General features: G+C 63.8%; 17 protein-coding genes. 8 read left to right on the top strand and 9 right to left on the bottom strand.

The window, feature by feature from the left end:
• Positions 1-200: 200 nt before the first annotated feature.
• Positions 201-1,289 carry an MFS transporter gene (locus tag K32_RS19010; protein WP_201401010.1) on the top strand — a complete coding sequence of 363 codons (1,089 nt, stop codon included), beginning with the start codon at positions 201-203 and terminating at the stop codon, positions 1,287-1,289.
• A gap of 124 nt (positions 1,290-1,413) precedes the next feature.
• On the opposite strand, the gene K32_RS19005 is transcribed toward K32_RS19010, so the two are convergent.
• Positions 1,414-2,607, bottom strand: a complete 1,194-nt coding sequence (locus K32_RS19005; RefSeq protein WP_201401009.1) for an MFS transporter — start codon at positions 2,605-2,607, stop codon at positions 1,414-1,416.
• A 167-nt stretch (positions 2,608-2,774) separates the two neighbouring features.
• Between K32_RS19005 and K32_RS19000 the strand changes: the two genes are divergently transcribed.
• Positions 2,775-3,683, top strand: a complete 909-nt coding sequence (locus K32_RS19000) for a LysR family transcriptional regulator (RefSeq protein ID WP_201401008.1) — start codon at positions 2,775-2,777, stop codon at positions 3,681-3,683.
• Between the two features lie 94 nt (positions 3,684-3,777).
• Here the strand turns inward: K32_RS19000 and K32_RS18995 are convergent, their stop codons facing one another.
• The 8 genes from K32_RS18995 to K32_RS18960 form a co-directional block, all read right to left on the bottom strand.
• Positions 3,778-4,218 carry a hypothetical protein gene (locus K32_RS18995; protein WP_201401007.1) on the bottom strand — a complete coding sequence of 147 codons (441 nt, stop codon included), beginning with the start codon at positions 4,216-4,218 and terminating at the stop codon, positions 3,778-3,780.
• 202 nt (positions 4,219-4,420) lie between these two features.
• The gene (locus tag K32_RS18990) at positions 4,421-5,167 is read right to left on the bottom strand and encodes a creatininase family protein (RefSeq protein WP_201401006.1); all 747 of its coding nucleotides are present in this window, start codon (positions 5,165-5,167) and stop codon (positions 4,421-4,423) included.
• Complete coding sequence (locus K32_RS18985; RefSeq protein WP_201401005.1) at positions 5,164-5,820, bottom strand: glutathione S-transferase family protein; 657 nt, start codon at positions 5,818-5,820, stop codon at positions 5,164-5,166. Before K32_RS18985 ends, K32_RS18990 begins: the two co-directional genes overlap by 4 nt.
• Before the next feature lie 3 nt (positions 5,821-5,823).
• Positions 5,824-6,606 (bottom strand): amino acid ABC transporter permease, encoded by a 783-nt coding sequence (locus tag K32_RS18980; RefSeq protein ID WP_201401004.1) that lies wholly within the window; start codon positions 6,604-6,606, stop codon positions 5,824-5,826.
• A 2-nt stretch (positions 6,607-6,608) separates the two neighbouring features.
• A complete protein-coding gene (locus K32_RS18975) occupies positions 6,609-7,427 on the bottom strand; it encodes a transporter substrate-binding domain-containing protein (protein ID WP_201401003.1) in 819 nt (272 codons plus the stop codon).
• A 171-nt stretch (positions 7,428-7,598) separates the two neighbouring features.
• Entirely contained in the window at positions 7,599-8,492 is an 894-nt protein-coding gene (locus K32_RS18970) for an amino acid ABC transporter permease (protein WP_201401002.1), read from the bottom strand.
• A 52-nt stretch (positions 8,493-8,544) separates the two neighbouring features.
• Positions 8,545-9,336 (bottom strand): transporter substrate-binding domain-containing protein, encoded by a 792-nt coding sequence (locus K32_RS18965; protein WP_201401001.1) that lies wholly within the window; start codon positions 9,334-9,336, stop codon positions 8,545-8,547.
• A 48-nt stretch (positions 9,337-9,384) separates the two neighbouring features.
• Complete coding sequence (locus K32_RS18960) at positions 9,385-10,236, bottom strand: amino acid ABC transporter permease (protein ID WP_201401000.1); 852 nt, start codon at positions 10,234-10,236, stop codon at positions 9,385-9,387.
• Positions 10,237-10,457: 221 nt separating this feature from the next.
• Between K32_RS18960 and K32_RS18955 the strand changes: the two genes are divergently transcribed.
• The 6 genes from K32_RS18955 to K32_RS18930 all read left to right on the top strand — a co-directional run bounded on the left by K32_RS18955 (position 10,458) and on the right by K32_RS18930 (position 18,773).
• A complete protein-coding gene (locus tag K32_RS18955) occupies positions 10,458-11,543 on the top strand; it encodes a hypothetical protein (protein ID WP_201400999.1) in 1,086 nt (361 codons plus the stop codon).
• 3 nt (positions 11,544-11,546) lie between these two features.
• Positions 11,547-12,593, top strand: coding sequence for an ABC transporter substrate-binding protein (locus K32_RS18950; protein ID WP_201400998.1), 1,047 nt, complete (start codon positions 11,547-11,549; stop codon positions 12,591-12,593).
• The gene (locus tag K32_RS18945) at positions 12,590-14,209 is read left to right on the top strand and encodes an acyl-CoA dehydrogenase family protein (RefSeq protein WP_201400997.1); all 1,620 of its coding nucleotides are present in this window, start codon (positions 12,590-12,592) and stop codon (positions 14,207-14,209) included. Before K32_RS18950 ends, K32_RS18945 begins: the two co-directional genes overlap by 4 nt.
• An 8-nt stretch (positions 14,210-14,217) precedes the next feature.
• Entirely contained in the window at positions 14,218-15,618 is a 1,401-nt protein-coding gene (locus K32_RS18940) for an LLM class flavin-dependent oxidoreductase (RefSeq protein ID WP_201400996.1), read from the top strand.
• 492 nt (positions 15,619-16,110) lie between these two features.
• Positions 16,111-17,082 (top strand): glycosyltransferase family 2 protein, encoded by a 972-nt coding sequence (locus K32_RS18935; protein WP_244669620.1) that lies wholly within the window; start codon positions 16,111-16,113, stop codon positions 17,080-17,082.
• Complete coding sequence (locus K32_RS18930; protein ID WP_201400995.1) at positions 17,079-18,773, top strand: hypothetical protein; 1,695 nt, start codon at positions 17,079-17,081, stop codon at positions 18,771-18,773. The genes K32_RS18935 and K32_RS18930 overlap by 4 nt, the downstream gene beginning before the upstream one ends.
• The last annotated feature ends 49 nt before the right edge of the window (positions 18,774-18,822 follow it).

The raw sequence follows: 18,822 nt of genomic DNA, 5'->3' as shown, positions 1-18,822 counted from the left end.
ATCGATTGCCTATGCCTTCAAAGTCCATTCGCAGGCATCCAGCACAGGGTAAAACAATGGTCACAGCAAGCACCCCGAGAACATCTTCGCATCCCAGTGACGGTTCCGATCTACACGGTCGGACACGCTCCAGATTTCGGACGGTCTCGGCGGTTCTGGCGCTTAGTCTGGGCTGCTTCACGTTTGTCAGCACGGAGCTGATGCCGGTTGGCGTGCTGCCATCCATGGCGGAAGGGCTCGGCGTGTCGCTGGGCGCGGCGGGATATCTGATTACGGTCTTCGCGTTCGTTGTTGCGATCACCGCAGCGCCGCTTACGGGAATGTTGGGCGGCATCAACCGCAAAGCCCTTATGGCCGGACTATTGGCCGTCTGTTGCCTGGGCAATCTGATTACCTTTCTAGCCTCGGACTACGTCATCGTTCTCCTGGCGCGCATATTGGTGGCCGGAGCGATCGGGGTCTTCTGGTCCACGGCGGTTGTCACAGCCGTCCACCTCGTGTCGGACCGCAACGCCGTGCGCGCGACCTCGGTCGTCTTTGGCGGCGTGTCTCTTGCCACGGTGCTGGGAATTCCCGCGGGCACATTGCTCGGCGAGATGCATGGATGGCACTCGGTATTCGCGGCTCTTTCGCTGCTGAGCCTGGTGGCGTTCACCGTCATCGCCTGGTCCGTGCCGGCGATACGTATCTCCAAATCCTCCGCCCGCAATGCGATGTCGACAATTCTGAAGGACGGCCCCTTGCTGGCGCTTTTTGGGACGACGGTTCTGGTCGTGACGGGCAACTTTCTCGCCTACACCTACATCACGCCCTATCTTGAGCAGATCGCAGGGCAAGCTCCCGGCCAGGTCGGCCTGCTGCTGCTGGTCTATGGCGGCGCCGGCGTGATCGCGAATTTCGCCATCGGTCCCTTCGCGAATAAGGCGCTTCGGTTGAGCTTGGGGATTGTAACGGCGTTGCTCGCCGTGAGCCTCGCGACGATGAACATCGCCGCCAACCAGTACGCCACTCTGGTGCTCATCCTCGCAATCTGGGGCGCCGCCTACGGGGCGCTCCCAGTGTTGTTGCAGACGTCAGTCTTCAAGGGTGCCTCTGCCATCAATGGCAGTGCCGACGCTGCCACCGCGATCAATGTCGCCCTGTTCAACGGCGCCGTTGGCCTTGGCTCTCTGTCTGGAGGCATCCTGATCAACAGGATGGGGCCATTGCCCATTCCGTATGTCTCCGCAGCCTTCGTCCTGGTGGGGCTGGTCGTGGTGGTTGCGAGCGGCAGGCACAAGGCGGGGTAAGCGGCGGCCCTGCCTCTTCCGGGCGCGCCCAAAAGTGATTTGCGCGCTGGGCGCATGCCCGATCGGTCCTGTGAAAGCTTTGGGGGCGCCCTGCTTGCCTAGCTGGAACACGGCGCCCCGAAACTTATCGCTGTTTCTTCGGAGCCCAGTCTCCGGCCATTGTCACGATTGTCGTAAGGGACAGCGCGGCGACGGCGGCGCCGGCATACATCGCCAGCGACAGTCCTGCCCGGTCGACGAGGATGCCGCCAAGGAGGGAGCCGAGGGCAATCGAAGTTTGGAAGTTGGTGACGTACAAGGCGGTGCCGCCCTCGTGCGCATTCGGCGCCGCCTTTATCAGCCACATCTGCAGGGCGATCGGAATGACGCCATAGGCGAAGCCCCAGGCTCCAATCACGAGCACGAGGAGCAAAGCGTTGCCGCTCAGACCCGGCAGGAGGGCGATGGAGAGGCAAGCCAGCAAGATGCCGGATACCAGCGTGGCCTTGACGTTCACGTCCGAAGCGGCGCCTCCGACGAAATTACCCAGCATGCCGACAAGCGTGTAGACCAGCAGGGTAATCGAGATGGCTGTCCCGCTGAAGCCGGCGTTCTCGCTGAGAAAGGCGGTCACGTAGGTATACGTGCCGAAATGAGCCACGACGATCAGGAACATGGCGACGATCCCGACCACGCCGTTTCGCGTGCGAAGGATCTGCACGAAGTCCGCCACAGTCACGCGCTGGGCGACGCGAAGCGGCGGCAGGGCGACAAGCAGCAGCACGATCGCCGCGAGGGACAGGACCATCGCCAGTCCGAACGCATAGCGCCAGCCATAAGCCTCGCCGATGAACGAGCCGGCAGGACCTCCCACGAGTAGGCCGACCGAGATGGAGGTAAATATGACGGACGTGGCGCGCCCCACCGACCGGGTCGGCACGAGGCGCGCTGCAATGCCCACACCGATCGCCCAGAACCCCCCAAGCCCGATTCCAAACAGAACCCGGCCAGCCAGAAGCATTTCGAAGCTCGTCGCCGACATCGCCAGCACGTTCGCTGCGATGAGCAAGGCGGTCAAAAGCCAGAGGACGTGTCGCCGGTCGATCTTTCCGATGCCAAGCGTGACAAGGGGGCCAGCCAACGCGGCCAGAATGCCAGGTATCGTAATCATCAGACCGGCCGTGCCGTCCGACACGCCAAGATCGGTGCCGATGTATCGCAGGATGCCGACGGGTAGAAACTCGGTCGTGCAGAAAACAGCGCCACAAAGTGCGACGGCGCATACAGCCAGCCAACCGCGCAGGCTGGGTGTCACCTCAGAAACTATATTGTCGCTCAACTTGGCCTCACAAACTTGGAAGAGGAGAGGGTTCGAAGAGCGCTCACTTAATGTTCATAGATGACCCAGGCTACCTCCCCTGAAATGACAAGACAGTTCAATTATTTTGAACTACAACGCAGATCCGGGCGTCGTGGCCATGGCCGTATCGTTTAGGAGTGGGCCGGATGGACCGTTTGCGGGCCATGGAAATATTCGTGCGGGTCGTCGAGGCCGGCAGCATGACGAAAGCCGCCGAAACGCTGTCGCTGCAAAAATCCGCCGTCAGCATGGCCATCAAGCAGCTCGAACGGCATCTGGCCGCCCAATTGATCGTGCGGTCCACGCGGTATTTCAGTCTCACGGACGATGGCCGCGCGTATTATGAGCGAAGTCTGGCGGTTTTGGCCGAGATCGAGGCGATCGAAAGCTCGCTTGGCAGCAACTATGAGCACCCTGCCGGCCGCATTCGCGTCGACATGCCGGGCTCGATCGCGTCGTCTCTAGTTCTTCCCAATCTGTCGGAATTCGCGCGTCGGTATCCCGCCATTCAGATTGCTTTGGGAGTAGGCGACCGGCGCGTCGATCTGGTGCGGGAAGCGGTCGACTGCGTGCTCAGGACCGGCGAGCTGGACGATGCGTCGCTGGTGAGCCGGCGGATCGGCTCCTTCAACTGGATAGTCTGCGCCTCAGGCGAATATCTTAAGCAATTCGGCGCACCCGGTTCCCCGGGGGACCTGACCCGGCATCGCATTGTCGGGTATTTCCAGAACGGCTCGGAATTTCGCGAGACCTGGAAGTTCAACGAGCAGGGGCGGGAACTCCCGGTGCCCCTGGGCTGCCAACTGGCCGTCAATGACACGGCGGCCTATGTCGAATGCGCCCTCAACGGGCATGGATTGATCCGCATCGCTGATTATCTGGCAACACCGATGATCGAGAAGGGCGCTCTCCGCGAAGTGCTCGCGGATTTCCGCGGCGATCCGGTCCCGGTCTTTGCCCTGTATCCGCCGTCACGGCACCTTTCTCCATGCGTGCGCATCTTTCTGGATTGGGCCGCGCAACTTTTTGCCGCCCGCCGACATCCGGTGTCCTAGCCGGCCATCCGAACTTCAATCGTGACCGCCGGCGCAGGTTCGGCGCCGGCCAGCCGGGTTTCGAAATGCCGTCTTTGCGGATTTGCCGCGCCGCTTACTTCACGGTGATGGCCATGCCGCTGAGATCGGCGTTGACCTGCAGGCCCACCTGCTTGCCCGTGAGTTCGAGTTGGGCGCCCTTGTCGTTCTTCAGGATGATCATCTGGGCGCCCCTGCCGACCGCGCCGCCACCGCCCACCGCGGCGTAGACCCCGGTCACATCGCGGGCGCGGCGGATGTGGCGTACGGTACCTTGGAAATAGGTCTTGGAAACGCCGAACGCGAGGCCGCCCGAGACGCCGGCGATCGAGATGGGATAGCGACGACCCTGGAAGGTCAGCGTTCCCTCGCCTCCGGAGCCGCCCACGAAAAAGGCGGCCTTGTACACGGCGAAGCGGATCGTACCGCTGTCGGCATGCGCAGCGCCTGCAAGGCTGACCGCGCCAGCGGCGATGACGGCAATCGCGACTGAACGAATTCTGGTCGAAAGCATCATGATGGGGAGTTCCTCAAGGAAGCCGCTTACCCCGCGGCCGGGCTCGTCAGCGTCGTACCCAGGTTACAACTGAGCTAACTCATCCTGGTTCCGAGCATGCTGCCAAAATCCGGTTGTGAGAAGGCGGCTTGAGACGAGGCGGCGTGGCGAAACGAAGTCCCGGTGGCAGCGAAGCCGCGGCCGCTCCGGCACAAGCAGGCGCTCAAGGAGACGTCTCGACCCTTGCCCACAGCGTGTTGAATTCTGCGGCGCAAGCCTCGCTCGCCAGCTTCAGCAGCGTCTCGCCATGTTCAGGCCGTGCCAATCCCGAATGGGAGCCGACGCGGCCGTCGGGGAACTGGCGGCGGTGCTCGTCGGGAGGGCCGTGGCGGTCGCCCGCGTGGCTCGCGATGAACTCTGGCGTGAGAGGCTCGGGAGCGGGGATCGGGGCGTGGTCGACGATGCGGTGGGTGTGCTGCGTGATTGCCACCTCGGACGGCGTGGCGTGCATGCCTTCCCAGGAGCCGTAGAGCTCGTCGCGCAGGACGCGCACGGCTGGGAACTCCCACCAGGAGCGAATGTGAATGTCGAGCGCGTTTTGCGCGGACGCGACACGGCGGAGGGGCTCCAGATTGGCGCCGTGGCCGTTGAGCACATAGACCTGCCGGAAGCCGTGGTGGGCGAGCGCGGCGAGGATCTCCGTGACGAGCGCCGAGAATACCGTCTCGCTGACGGAAATGGTGCCGGCAAAACCCATGTTGAAGGGCGCTGGCGTGTAGGCGAGGGCCGGCAGAACCAGAGCCCCGCCGAGTTCGCCAGCCCTTCGGGCGACGGCCTCGGCGCACAGCGTGTCGGTGCCGATAATCCCGAGGGGACCGTGCTGTTCGGTGGAACCCACCGGCAAAATCACCGCCTGGGATTTGAGGAGATACTCGTCGATCTCCTTCCAGGTGCTGAGGTCCAGTCTCATGCGCGGGCTCCAAGGGCCGCTTCGGCCCATTTTGTCGTGATGTCGCGATAGGGTGTGAGGACGGCGTCGACGGCCGGCACCCGATCCAGCGCGCCCTGATATTGCCGGATCGCTTCCGGCCAATCGAGCTGGATGCCCGTGCAGGTCGCAAGGATGTCGAGCGTGGCAAAGCTGACCGGATAGCCGCAGTCGGCGAGCGCGAGCGCAGCGCCGCCGAGCAGTGGCGATGGCTTGGCAATGCGCTCGAGAATGGCGAGCTGTGTGTTGATACGTTCGATCAGCGCATTTGGCGGACGCTTTCCCTCGCGGATTGAGGGAAAGAGCGCGCGTATGGCTGGCTCCAGTGCCGTGTCGTGAAAGCGCGACAGCGAGCGGATCCGCGCTCGATCCAGGGGGGCACCGGGAAGCAGGGGAGCGGCCGGATAGGTCTCCTCAAGATATTCGACGATCGCCTCGGAGTCGACGATCAGCGCGCCGTCGACCTCCAGCGCCGGCACCGTGCCCTGAGGCACCCGCTTGCGGTAGGCGTCGCTGCGATAGCCGCCCTCGGGTTCGACCTCATTCCAATCCAATCCCTTGTGCCGCAGGGCAATGCGGACCTTGGCCGAATAGAGGCTGCCCGGCGTCGCGTGGAGGCGCAGTTTTGAACTCATGGTCTAGCGCCTGCTCGTTCGCAGCCGCAGCTTGACCTCAAGGCGACGCACCAGCCACGAAATGATCAGGATGAGCACGAGGTATTCGGCCACCAGGAAGGTGTAGATCTCCAGCGGGCGATACTCGACGAGGGTCAGCTCGTTGGCGCGGCGGGTCAGTTCCTGCAGCCCGATGACGGACACCAGCGACGACATCTTGAGCACGTAGACAAACTGGTTGCCGAGTGCCGGCAGGATGGCGCGAACAACCTGCGGCAGCACCACGAGGCGCAGGGTGCGCACCGGCCCCAGGCCAAGGCTGCGAGCCGCTTCGGGTTGCCCTCTGTCGAGCGATTGCAGCCCGCTTCGGAAGATCTCCGACGTGAAGGCCGAGTCTGATACGGCAAGGCAAATGAGCCCGGTGGTGAATACGTCAAACCGCACGCCGGTCAGGATTGGCAGGCCGTAGAACACCCACAGAATGAACACCAGAATGGGGATTGCGCGGAAAATCTCGACATAGCTGCGAGCCGCCAGGCACACCGGGCGCCAGCGGGCAAAGCTCATCAGGGCAACGACGATCCCGATGGCCATCGAGATCAGCGATGCGGCAACCGACAGGCCCACCGTCGTGCCGAAGCCGGCCAGCAGGAACCGGAGGTTCTGCTGGCCGCGAGCGTCAAAGGGAGAGAGGATGTACCAGCTCCAATTGTAGTTGGTGTTGGTGCAGCCGCTCACCAGGATGGCGAGAAAGACGACGACGGACAGGGCAAGCGCGCGGCTTGCCCCGGTCTTGGCATGCGTCATGTTCAGGCCCGGCCGAGCCACTTGGCGTCGAGCGCGGCGTAGAAGCCTTCGATGCGGCGTAGCGATACCCAGGTATTGATGAAGTTCAGCCAGACGGGATCGTTCTGATCCAACACATAGGCGAAGGGGCGCTTGTTGCGCAGCTCGGCGCTCGAAACGAGGATCTTCAGCTCCGGATACTTGGCGACCAGCGTGGCTGCCTCGACATTGGAGGTGATGGTGACATCGGCGCGCCCGGAAAGAACTTCCTGGAAGCCGGTGGCGGGCAACTGCACGGCCTGGATCGTGGCGTCGGGGAAGTGTTGGCGCGCCTGATCTTCGAACACCGTGCCCTGGCTCACGGCGACCCGCACGCCAGACGCATTGATGGAATCCCAACTGTGGAAGCGCTCGGCCGCGCTCGCCAGACCCAGGGGCACGGTGCCGGCCTCGGTATAGGGGATGGAGAATGCGGCGACGCGGGCGCGGGCGACACTGACCGAAGCGCCCGAGAAAATGTCGAAGCGGTCAGCGGTGATGCCGGTGGTGATGGTGGCCCATTCGGCGGTCACCCATTCGATCTCGACTTTGAGATCGGCGGCAAGGGCGGTCACGGCCTCGATGTCATAGCCCTGATAGCTGTTGGTCGCGGTATCGCGGAACGACATGGGGTTGAAATCGCCCGTCGTGCCGACGCGCAACACGCCGCGCTCGAGGATTTTGGCGAGCCGGGAATTGTTGGCGGGAATGCCGGCGGCAGCCGGCGCCTGTGCCGATGCCTGCGTGGCAAGGCCGAGGCCGGCGCCGAGGGCGACTGCGCCGAAAACTTCGCGTCTGTTCATGGGATGTCTCGTTTCTTGTGTTTCGAAATGGAAGGAAGCGTTACGCGGCCGCGACTGCCTTGGCCTCGGCAAGGGCGCCGAGCGCCTTGGCCTTGCGCACCAATTCATCGCCCTTGGTGAGGCCCTCCGGCGGTGCGGTCGGCGAGGGACGGGGATTTCATGGGGGCGGTCTCAGCGGGCTAGATAGCGGTTGGAGCGCTTCTCCAACGCCGAAAAGATCGCGGCGAGGCCGAAGCAGATGACGAAATAGATGGCCGCGACGACGAGCCAGACCTCGAACATGCCGCGCGTGGTGACGCCGACCTGATTGGCCTGGAAGGTGAGATCCGGCACCGACACGAGCGATGCCAGGGACGAGAACTTGACGAGAAGGATCACCTCGTTGGCGAGCGGCGGCCAGACGCGCGCCAAGGCCTGCGGCAGGATCACCTTGCGCAACGTGACGCCGCGTTTCAGCCCCAGCGCCTTTGCCGCCTCCCACTGGCCTTCATCGATGGACTCGATGCCGCCGCGAATGATTTCGGCCACGTAGGACGCCGCGAACAGGCCGAGGGCGAGCGACGCGGCGAGGAACGAAGTGAGCTGGCGTGGCTCGCCGAACAGGAAGTTCAGGATGGCCAACGTCTCGGGGCCGGCGCGGCGGACCGCCTGGGCAATTCCCGTCAGCGGGATCAGCTGGCTGGCGAAGAAGAAAAAGAAGATGAAGAGGAAGACCAGCGGCGGGATGTTGCGGATGGTCTCGACATAGGTTGTGCCGAACATGCGCAGGGTCAGGCTTGGCGACACGCGCAACAGACCGACCAGTATGCCGATCGCAAGACCGATTACGCTGCCCCAGATGGACAGACGCAGCGTCGTCAGGATGCCGAGTAGAAGTAGGTTCGGGATCCAGCGGGCGGTCGCCTCATCATATCGCAGCACAAATCGCGGCAGTGCCGACCATTTCCACTGGTAGTTCAGGACTTCGCCGACCTGCAGAAATACATAGCCGATCCCCCCCGCGAGAACGGCGAGAATCACAGCGTCGAGCCAGCCGAAGCGTGGTTTGCGCGAGCCTGGAAGCAAGGGGGTCTATCCGGTTTGGTATCCCGGCCTGAGCCGGGATACCGGCAAGAGTTCAGTTTGAGGCGGCCTGATCGGCCCAGGCCCGACCCTTGAACCAGTAGTCGAACCGCTCCTGCAGCCAGCCATCGTCAGTGCGCTTCTGGATCCATTCGTTGAGTGCAGCGAGCGACGTCGGATCGTCCTTGCGGATCGCGATCCCCTCGTCGGTCTGCTCGGTGGCGGGTTCGACGACGCGCACGATGTCCGGATACTGTTCGGCAAGCAGGGCCTGAGTCGGTGTCGCCACGGTCAGGGCGGTCACGTTGCCATTGAAGAATTCCTGCTGCTGGGTGTTCTCGTCGTCGAAGAGAACGGTCTTTGCCAGAGGGAAGCGATCGATCGCGGCCGCGGCGGACCCGCGACGCTTGGCAAAGGTGACGCCGGGCTTGTTGAGCTGTTCCAGCGTCGTCACGTCCGGAGCGACCTTCTTGTTGACCACCGCATAGACCTGCGAGTGCTCATAGGGGATCGTGAAGTCCACCGTCTTGGCGCGCTCTTCGGTGATGGTCAGGCCGCCGATGATGGCGTCAAACTGGCCGGAAACGAGCGAGGGGATGATGGCGTCCCATGCGGTGGGCACCAGTTCCAGCTTTACGCCGAGGTCTTCGGCCAGCTTGTTGGCGACGTCCACCTCAAAGCCGATCAGCGCGCCATCCTTGTTCGGGAAAGCCCAGGGCACGAAAGTGCCGAGACCGACGCGGATGACGCCGGCGGACTTGATGTCGTCGATCACGGGGCCGGCGTGAGCCAGCGAGGCACTGGTCAGGGCAAGCGCGAGAACGCTGCTGAAGAGGAACTTTTTCATTTCAGCTCTTTCATCCGTTTCTGTGGGTGACTGGAATGCAGCCGATCGTCAGGCACGCGTTTTCAGGCGCCGCTCGAGATGTCGGGCGGCGAGGGAAAGCAGCAGGGTAAGAACGAGGTAGATCGCAGCGACCGTCAGCCAGATCTCGAAGCTCATATAAGTCAGCGAGATGGCATCGCGCCCGGCGGTGGTGAGTTCGAACAGCGCGATGACGCTGACGATCGAGCTATCCTTGATCAGCGAAATCACGGCGCCGGTAAGCGGCGGCAACATCAGGCGCAGCGCCTGCGGCAGCGCGATGTGGCGATAGATGGTGAAGCGCGACAGGCCCAGGCTGGTGCCCGCCTCCCACTGGCTTTGCGGTACCGAGAGGATGCCCGAGCGGACGATTTCCGCGATGAAGGCCGCTTCGAACAGGGCCAGCGCGAATACGCCTGTCCAGAAACGGCCGATGCCGATCGTCGGCGCCAGCACGAAGTAGAACATGCTGACCTGAACGATCAGTGGTGTCGTGCGGACCAGTTCGACGAAGCCGCCCGAAATGGCACGGCCCGACCACGAGGGCGACAGGCGCAGCAGCGCGAGCCCCAGACCGAGCAGCAAGGCGAGGATCAGGGCGAGCGCGGAGATGCGCAGCGTTTCCACCAGGCCGAGGGTCAACGTGCCCCAGTGGAAGCCGGTCTCGTCCGCCACGAACAGAAATTGCGGCACGCGCTCCCATTGCCATTGGTAGGGCATGGCCGCCGCGCCGGCCCAGATCGAATAGAGCAGCGCCCCGGTCACGACAGCGTAGGTGCCGACCGATCGGACAGTGTCGCTGCGAGCGAAAGCACGCCATCGCGTGAGCCACGGGATCGCTGTGCCGGTCGGCGCTTCCAGTTGCAGTGAAGCAAAGGTCATTTATCGATCCGTGGAAATCTTGATTATGTCTATAAACTCTATATAGAAATGGCAACCCATTGAAATTAAATGGTTTTATCTTCGCAAGCATATTCTGGTGACGTAGCGTTTCGCGCCAAATGGCTGCTGCCAAATCGGGTGAAATCGAAACGGCATTATCGAAAATCGCGTGAATCCGATCGGCGACATGCGGAGAACAACTGGTTCGGGAGGTTTTGAGAGTGAGTGCAGACCTTGCTGCGGGCATCGCCAACGTGCTCGACGGCTGCATCGGTATTGCTGCCGGGCAGTCGCTTCTGGTGGTGGCGGAGCCTGAGGATCAGACGTTCTATCGCGGAGAACTCGGTCGGCAGGTCGTGGACGCCGCGCAGGCGCGCGGGCTCGATGCGACTTTGATCGTCGAGAGCGTGCCGGCGGGTCCCGAGCACTTCCCGCGGCATGTGCTCGACAAGATCGCAGCGGCGGATCACACACTCTTCTTCAGTCGCCTCGGCTCCCAGGCGCGGTTCCTAAAATTGCCGGGCCCCGGCACGAAGACCGTCTCCTATGTGCTGGATGCCGAGAGCCTGGCCGCTCCGTTCGGCAGGCTTCCCTACGCCTTCGTCGCCGAGCTGCACGATCTGGTGGTCGAGCGAATTGCAGCGGCCCGCAGCTATCACCTGACCTGCCCCAATGGCAGCGATCTCCGCATGGCATTGGAGCCCAGCGACGCCGGCAAGCCGGCGGAATTGACGCCGTTCGCGGTGCGAAACTTTCCGGTGATGATCTTTCCGCCGATTTCGAGCGCGCGAGCCAGTGGTCGTCTCGCCCTGACCCTGGCGCTGCTGTCGACGTCGATCCACCAATATGACGATCCCATCGTGCCGCTGGAGAGCCCACTTCTGCTTGAGATCGAGCAGGGGAAGATCACCCGTTTTGGGGGGGAGCCCGTTCAGGCGGCGCGCGCCGAGGCGCATTTTGATCGCGTCGCCGCGCTGTTCGGGGCGGACGCACGGGCGCTCAATTCCTGGCACACCGGGATCAACCCGACGACCTTCTTCGCGGGGCGCGCGATCGATGATCTCGGCCGCTGGGGTTCGGTCGCCTTCGGCAGCCCCAGCTATACCCATTTCCATATCGTGGGGTCCGATCCGGGCGAGATCTGCGGATCGCTCTTCAACGCGACGATCCGCTTCGACGATGAAATCCTCTGGGACCACGGGCGCTTCGTGTTTCTCGACCGGCCGGAAGTGGCGCAACTCCTGGACAAGCACGGCCCTTCACGCAACGCGCTGGCCGCCCAGCAATCGATCGGCGTGGAGGCATAGGGCATGGCTATCGACACACTCTGGTACACGCGCTGCCCCGCGCCGACGGCGGCCACGATCGCGATCCGCGAGGGCTGGCTCGATGCCGAGTTTGCAGCTGACGGCATCGCCGTGCGTTCATTGGCGTCCTCGACGGACCGCCAGGTGCACCTCTCTCACTACCGCCATTCGCAGCCCAATTCGTTCCGCTTCGGCGGCTATGTCCCGCCGCTGATTTCGCAGTCGCGCGGCGCCGATATCAAGGTTGTCGGCATTGCCTGGCACGATCGGGTGCACGGCATCTATGCCTTGCCAGGTGCCGGCATCGAGACCGCTGCCGATCTCAAGGGCAAGCGGCTCGGCGTGCCGGTGCGTTTGAACGACGATGTGGACTGGTGGCGTGCCTCGGTTCTGGGTGGCTACAAGGCACTGTTCGCCAGCGGCGTCATCGATCGCGAGGACGTCGAGCTGGTCGAGATTCCCGTCAGTCGCGAATATGTGGCGGATGCCACCAGCGGCTCGACGGCGGGGCAGTCGCTCTGGGGGGCGAATAGCCAATTTGCCGTGCAGCGCGAGGAGGTGGCGGCGCTCTATAGAGGCAAGGTCGATGCCATCTACAGCGATGGCGCTTTGACGGCGATCCTGTCAGGCACCACCGGCGCGCATCCTGTTGTGGTTCTGCGCGGCAACGAGGATGACAGCGACGGTTTTGGCACGCCCTGCATCCTGACCGTGTCGGCGCCCTTGCTGGCTGAACGCCCCGATCTCGTGGCGCGCTGGGTCGGCCGGCTGCTGGATGCGCAGCAATGGGCCATTCACCACGCCGATGACACGCGCCGCCTGTTCGCGCGTGAAACGGGGCTGCCGGAAGACCTGCTCGACAAGGCCTACTCGCCGCGCCTGCATGCACAGGCCGATGTATCCCTGAGCGCACCGCGCGTGGCGCTGCTCAAGGCCAAGTACGAGCATCTGCGCGATGCCAAGTTCATCGACGCGTTCGAATTCGACGCGTTCATCGACGCTGGCCCGCTCGAAGCGGCGCGGGCTGCGCGTGGCGAGGGGGCGGCATGAGCGCCAACGTCGCCGTTCAACCGCATCGCGACGACGTTCTGGATGCAACAGATGCCGATCTGGCCGTCGCCGAGGCGGCGTTCGCAGACACCGTGTCGTTCCTCGCGACGGCGGCGCGGCCGTGGTTCGAAGCGGAGGGACTGCCGGTTCGCGAGGAGCCGACGATCGTTCACGCCGCCGGCGCTCTCGCGGTGGAGCTCGCCGCCGCGCTGGCGGCGCGCCGCTCCGAGACGATTGGGCAAGCCGAAGCGCGCCTGCTCGCAGGCGACGTCGCCAGGCGTGCCGTGCGCTTCCTGTTCGAAGCGGGCGGCACCAGCACGACCGACGATCCCAGCGACTTTGGCCGTCATCATCGCGCTGTGCTGGAGACGGCGTCTCGTGAACCCGTTCGAGCGGCGCGGCTGGCAGCCGGACGTACCGCGCTGGAGCAGAGGCGCTCGTCCAGCGAGGCTCTCCCCATTCCCGTCGGCGTGCCGGTCGATCGTGCCGATGCGTATCGACGCGCCGACGCGATAAGCCAGCATCTCGCAAGGGATGCGGCCCAGCGAGACCGCGAGCGAGCTACTCCCAAGGCAGAGCTGGAGGCGATCGCTCGCAGCGGCCTGCTGGCCATCACGGTGCCGACGGCCTTTGGCGGCGCTGGCCTCGGTTTCGCCGATGCGCTGGAAGTGTCGCGCCGCCTTTCCATTGGCGACAGCTCGGTCGGCCAGATCATGACCATCCACTACGGGATACTGGAATCCCTGATCCGCACGGCGACCGAAGCGCAATTGGCGCGATGGTTGCCGCAGGTGGTGCGAGGCGCGCGCTTCGGCAATGCCGCCGCCGAGCGTGGCGTCGCCCATGCCAAAATCACCGCGACCCGGCTGGCGGCCCAGCCCGATGGCAGCTACCGGCTCAACGGTCGCAAATTCTATTCGACCGGTGCAACCGGCGCGGACTTCGTCTCGGTGCTGGCCGTCGGCGACGACGGGCAACCCTCCATCGCCGTGGTCGCCGCCGGCAGCGACGGGCTGACGCTACTCGACGATTGGCATGGGCTTGGACAGCGCGGTACGGGCAGCGGCACGGCGATCCTCGACAATGTCGTGGTCGCGGCCGACGAAATCCTGCCCCGCTGGCTCAATTCGGAGGTCCCGACGACCGGCAATGCCGGCGCCAATCTTGCGCATGTCGGCATCGATCTCGGCATCGCGCGTGCCGCGCTGAGCGGAATCGTTGATCTCATCGCAGCGAGCGCCGACCCTGTTCCCGACGAAATTCTGGGAAATCTCGGCGCGTTCTCCGCGCACCTCGCGGCCAGCGAGGCCCTGTTTGCCGAGGCGTTGGACTCGCTGCGCGCCCTGGCCTCGCAGACACTGACCGAAGCGGTCGTGCAGCGCTTCTCGCTCGAGGTGAGCGTCGTCAAGGTGCACGCCGGCGAGCTTGCCATCGATATCGCGGCGGGCCTGCTCGATATTGCGGCCGAGTTCGCGCGGCCCGACCTGATCGGCCTCGATCGCCACTGGCGCAATGCGCGGACCCATACGCTGCACGACCCGAGCCGCTGGCGCTATCTGCGCATTGGCGACCACGCTCTCAACGGGCGTCTGCCGCCCCGCAACCGCACCAATTGAGACCCTCCATGGCCGCTCCCAGGCGACAGATCAAGCTCTTCGCGCATCTGCTCAATACCGGCAACCAGATGGGCGGTTGGCGCCATCCCGAGGCGCACGCCGGCGGACTGCACGACATCCACTATTTCCTCGCCATGGCGCAGAGCGCCGAGGCGGCCAAGTTCGACGCGGTGTTCTTCGCCGATGGTCCGGGGTTCCGGCGCGTCGAGGGCAAGGACGCCTTTTCGCGCATGGATGTGGGCAAGCTCGAGCCGATCACCATGCTGGCGGCGCTTGCCATGGGCACCCGCCATATCGGCCTGATCGCCACCGCCTCGACCTCGTTCAACGAGCCCTACAACATCGCCCGCAAGTTTGCCTCGCTCGATCACATCAGCAAGGGACGGGCAGGGTGGAACGCCGTCACCTCGACCGGCGAGAACGAAGCGCACAATTTCAACCAGCGCACGCTGAACGATCACGATACGCGCTATCAGCGCGCCGAAGAGTTCATCGATGTGGTGCGCGGGCTTTGGGACAGCTGGGAGGACGATGCCTTCCTGCTCGACAAGGAATCGGGGCGCTATTTCGATCCCGACAAGCTGCATGCGCTTGGCCATGATGGTCCCAACTTCTTCGTGCATGGCCCGCTCAATGTCGGTCGCGCGCCGCAGGGGCACCCCCTGCTGGTGCAGGCCGGCGGCTCCCCTGCGGGGCGCTCGCTCGGCGCCCGGACGGCTGACGCGATCTTCACGGTCAATCCGCCGCTCGATGTGGCCAAGGCGTTCTACGCCGACATGAAACAGCGCGTCGTGGCCCATGGTCGAAGGGCCGATGACCTCAAGATCATGCCCAGCATTCAGGTGGTCATCGGGGCGACGGCCAGGGAGGCCGCGGAAAAGGCGGCCTATCTCGACAATCTGATCCATCCCGATCTGGCGCTGTCCTGGCTGCAGATGTCGCTGGGCGGCGTGGATCTCTCCGGTTATCCGCTGGATGGTCCGCTGCCCGAGATACCGCCGACCAAAGGCGGGCACTCGCTGCGGCAGGGCGTGATCGACCGGGCCAGGCGCTTCGATCTTACCATTCGCCAGATCGCGACCCATGTCGCCGCCACGCGCCTCGGCGAGCGCTTTGTCGGCACGGCCACCGAGATCGCCGACATCCTTCAGCATCAGTTCGAAGAAAGTGCTGCCGACGGTTTCGTCGTCTCGCCGCCCTATCTGCCGGGCGGTCTCGACGAGTTCATCGCGGGCGTCGTGCCGATCCTGCGCGAACGCGGCCTGTTCCGCACCGAATATGAAGGGGCGACGTTGCGCGAAAATCTCGGCCTCAGCCGCCCCGAAAACCTCTTCGTCGCGCAGCCCGAGCGGCACGTCGAACCCGAAATCTGGCAGAAATCCGCTCCCGCCGGCGAGTCGACAGTGTGAGCCTCGTCAGGAGCGCTGAGAAGGTTCGATTCCCTTCCGGGACACCAAAGCTTTGATGGATCGATGGGTTGGCTCTGTCCCCCTCGGTCTCTGGACGTCTGCGGGCGGGCCTCAGGGGCAATGGCGGTCGATACGGAGATCAGCCTTGCCAAACGTGGCGCACGGGAGCTGGCGTGGATCGATCTTTCGATCCCGATATTCCGTAATGTTACCTTAGTAGTAATTCTTTACATGCGCGGATTTTCGTCGGTGAGTTCTGGTCCTCGTCGGCGATATCCCCGTTTTCTCCAGCAATTTTGCTGAATTTCGGGATTGTCGCTTGCCGCAAAGCGAGATCGCTGCGTACCTTCCCTCTGACGGCTCGACGGGCGATCCGTAATCTATGTCGAAAATCAGGTCGAATGCTTTGACGGCGGACGACGGGGATCGTCATGGCCATACTGACTTACAACATCACCTTCTTCCTGCTTATGAAGTTTTGGGTGTTCAGCAGTGTCCATAAGGCGGAATCCGTATAGCATCGACGTTATTGTTCCCTGCTATCAAGAGCAGGACGCGCTGCCGATTACGGCCCCGAAGATCGCGGCCTATTTTCGTGATCTCGTTGCCTCGCCTTCCAACGACGCCATGTCGTTCCGGCTGTTGCTGGTGGATGATGGCAGCAAGGACAGCACCTGGGGCATCATTGAAGGTCTGTCCGAGGCCAATCCCGAAATCGAAGGCGTGAAGCTCTCGCGGAATTACGGCCATCAGGCAGCCATGCTGTCCGGCCTGTCGCTAGCCACGGCCGACGTGGTGGTCACGATGGATGCCGATCTTCAGGATGACATCCACGCTGTCTCCGCCATGCTGGACGCTTACGAGTCAGGGGCCGATATGGCGCTCGGGGTTCGTCAGGACCGCAGTTCCGACAGCCGCGGCAAGCGCGGATTTGCCAATGCCTATTACCGGCTGCTCCGGCTGATGGGCGTGAACATCATCGAGAACCATGCCGATTTCCGCTTGATGTCCAGGAAAGCGCTGGCCGCCCTGCTCGATCATGGCGAGGTGAACCTGTTCCTCCGGGGGCTGATCCCGACGATCGGGTTCAGCGTGATGCTGGTCCCCTATGCCCGGCAGGCGCGGGTAGCCGGCGAGACGAAATACACCATCGGCAAAATGCTGCGCCTGGCGATCGACGGGATCACGTCCTTCTCCGTTGCGCCGCTTCGATACGTGGCCTTCGTCGGTGGGGGCGTGTTTCTCGGCTCCATCCTGTCCGGGATCTACGTTCTCTGCGTTCGACTGTTTTCGCCGCAGACTACCGTTCCCGGCTGGGCGTCCACTCTGCTGCCGCTGCTGTTCCTGGGCGGGTTGCACATCCTGTGCATCGGAGTGGTCGGGGAATACGTCGGCAAGATCTACCTCGAAGTAAAACGCCGCCCCCGTTTCATCATCGCCGAGAGGACGAAGTCGGCCGAATGATCCGCGCAAAGCACCTCTCGATCACGGTCGGCGCCCTGTTCTTCGGGTATGCGATTGCCCTCTTCTGCTACGGATACGTGGCGATGGAGGACCCGGCCTATATCTGGGACTGGGGCCTGTACTATCGATTTTACCAGCATTTCGGCGCTCTCCTGCCCGCCGATGCCGGCGCGTGGGCGAAGGAGATGGCTCGTTCGGTGCGGGCCGACGACTACAACGCCTCCAGCATCGCCCTGCTGTTCCCTTTCCATATGGCGTTCGGCGCGAGCCGGGCGGGCTATATCCTGGCCATCGTCGCCTGCTTTCTGTTGCCGGCCGCGCTAATCTCGGCGGCGCTGTCCATCCGCAGCGCCCGCCAATACGGTCTGGGGAACTCCGATACGTCCGCGATCTTCGTCGTGATCGCTACGGTCTGCTTCCCGCCGTTCTGGCAGGCCACCTTGCGGGGCATGCCTGACATCGCCGGGCTGATCCCGCTGGGGATCGCGACCTGGCTCATCCTCCGGTCGGACTTCCTGTCGCGCCAAACTGTCAGAACTGCCATCGCGGTCGGGGCGCTGCTCTGGACGGCATTCCTGCTGCGCCGTTGGTACGCCTATGCCTGCCTCGCGCTCATCGTCTGCACCTTCGTGGTGACGACGGTTCGGCTGGCCTATGAATCGCAGAACAGGCCGGCCCGGATGCGGGAGATGGCCATCGCGTTCCCGATCATCGTGGGCGTTGCAGGTGTCCTTCTGTTCGCCTTCCAGCGGGATCTGGCCTACCGCGTGCTGACGACCTCGTATAGCGATCTGTACGTCGCCTATCAGACGCCCTGGCTCGATCAATTGTCCCTGCTTTATCGGCGTATCGGGCCGTTTTACGCGGCTGCCTTCGCAATCGGCCTGATCGTCGCGGTTGTCGCGCTATCGACCCCGATCCTGTTCATGGCAGCGGCGGCGTTTCTGACCTGCTTCCTGTTTTCGAGAACGCAGGCGCCAAGTGTCCAGCACGGGCTCCCCATGTTCTTCTGGGGTTTGCCGGTCGCGATGTTCGGCTTTCTGTGGGTGTTGTCCCTCTTGCCCGCCACGCTTCGCACTGTCGCAGCCGTCACGGGCGTCCTGGTCAGCGTGGCCATTTTCGCGGTGGCCCTGCTGCCGGGCCCGAACGCCGCCTTGCCGGCCATCGCCGCTCTGGCGCCGAGGGAGACCTATTTTCCGCTGAAGGTCGAGAATTATCCCGAGTACCAGCGCCTCATTGCCGAGCTCAAAGGCCTGACGGCCGATGGCGACAAATTCGCCGTGTTTGCCTCCAGCCCGATCTTGTCGGACTCCCTGCTCGATGCGCTGGATCAAACCATGGGATCCAGGATCGCCTGGGCATCGCAGGTCGACGAGCGCGACGGGCTGGGATTGCAGGCAATCCGGGCGAAATATGCCGTGGTGGCCGATCCCGTCCCGTTGCATCTGCCCGAAACCTCGCAGCGCGTCGTCACTGTTCCGGCGGCCCACATTCTTGAGGGATCAGGCTTCGGGGCTGCTTACAGCAAGCTGGCCGGGCCGTTCGATCTGGCGCAGGGACGGAAGGCCTTCATCTTTGCGCGAACGGGTCCGCTCGAAGAGGCCCAGATCCGCGCCCTCGAGACCGAACTGGCGGGCTACCATTCCGGCTGGGCCTGGGACGGTGTCGACCTGGTGTCCAAGCGCCAATAGGGCTGGCTCGGAGGGCTCCGCCGGAGCGGGCGGGCCTTCTTTGCGGGCA

It is taken from the genome of Kaistia sp. 32K (assembly GCF_016629525.1).
In the GTDB taxonomy this organism is placed as follows: domain Bacteria; phylum Pseudomonadota; class Alphaproteobacteria; order Rhizobiales; family Kaistiaceae; genus Kaistia.
The sequence above is the reverse complement of the archived record's forward strand: the minus strand, read 5'-3'. Positions and strand labels throughout refer to the sequence as shown.

Bases quoted from the DNA above. Each gene is read 5' to 3' on its own strand.
- K32_RS19010 (WP_201401010.1), top strand. From the start codon at position 201: ATGCCGGTTGGCGTGCTGCCATCCATGGCGGAAGGGCTCGGCGTGTCG.
- K32_RS19000 (WP_201401008.1), top strand. From the start codon at position 2,775: ATGGACCGTTTGCGGGCCATGGAAATATTCGTGCGGGTCGTCGAGGCC.
- K32_RS18995 (WP_201401007.1), bottom strand. From the start codon at position 4,218: ATGATGCTTTCGACCAGAATTCGTTCAGTCGCGATTGCCGTCATCGCC.
- K32_RS18990 (WP_201401006.1), bottom strand. From the start codon at position 5,167: ATGAGACTGGACCTCAGCACCTGGAAGGAGATCGACGAGTATCTCCTC.
- K32_RS18985 (WP_201401005.1), bottom strand. From the start codon at position 5,820: ATGAGTTCAAAACTGCGCCTCCACGCGACGCCGGGCAGCCTCTATTCG.
- K32_RS18980 (WP_201401004.1), bottom strand. From the start codon at position 6,606: ATGACGCATGCCAAGACCGGGGCAAGCCGCGCGCTTGCCCTGTCCGTC.
- K32_RS18975 (WP_201401003.1), bottom strand. From the start codon at position 7,427: ATGAACAGACGCGAAGTTTTCGGCGCAGTCGCCCTCGGCGCCGGCCTC.
- K32_RS18965 (WP_201401001.1), bottom strand. From the start codon at position 9,336: ATGAAAAAGTTCCTCTTCAGCAGCGTTCTCGCGCTTGCCCTGACCAGT.
- K32_RS18960 (WP_201401000.1), bottom strand. From the start codon at position 10,236: ATGACCTTTGCTTCACTGCAACTGGAAGCGCCGACCGGCACAGCGATC.
- K32_RS18950 (WP_201400998.1), top strand. From the start codon at position 11,547: ATGGCTATCGACACACTCTGGTACACGCGCTGCCCCGCGCCGACGGCG.
- K32_RS18945 (WP_201400997.1), top strand. From the start codon at position 12,590: ATGAGCGCCAACGTCGCCGTTCAACCGCATCGCGACGACGTTCTGGAT.
- K32_RS18940 (WP_201400996.1), top strand. From the start codon at position 14,218: ATGGCCGCTCCCAGGCGACAGATCAAGCTCTTCGCGCATCTGCTCAAT.
- K32_RS18930 (WP_201400995.1), top strand. From the start codon at position 17,079: ATGATCCGCGCAAAGCACCTCTCGATCACGGTCGGCGCCCTGTTCTTC.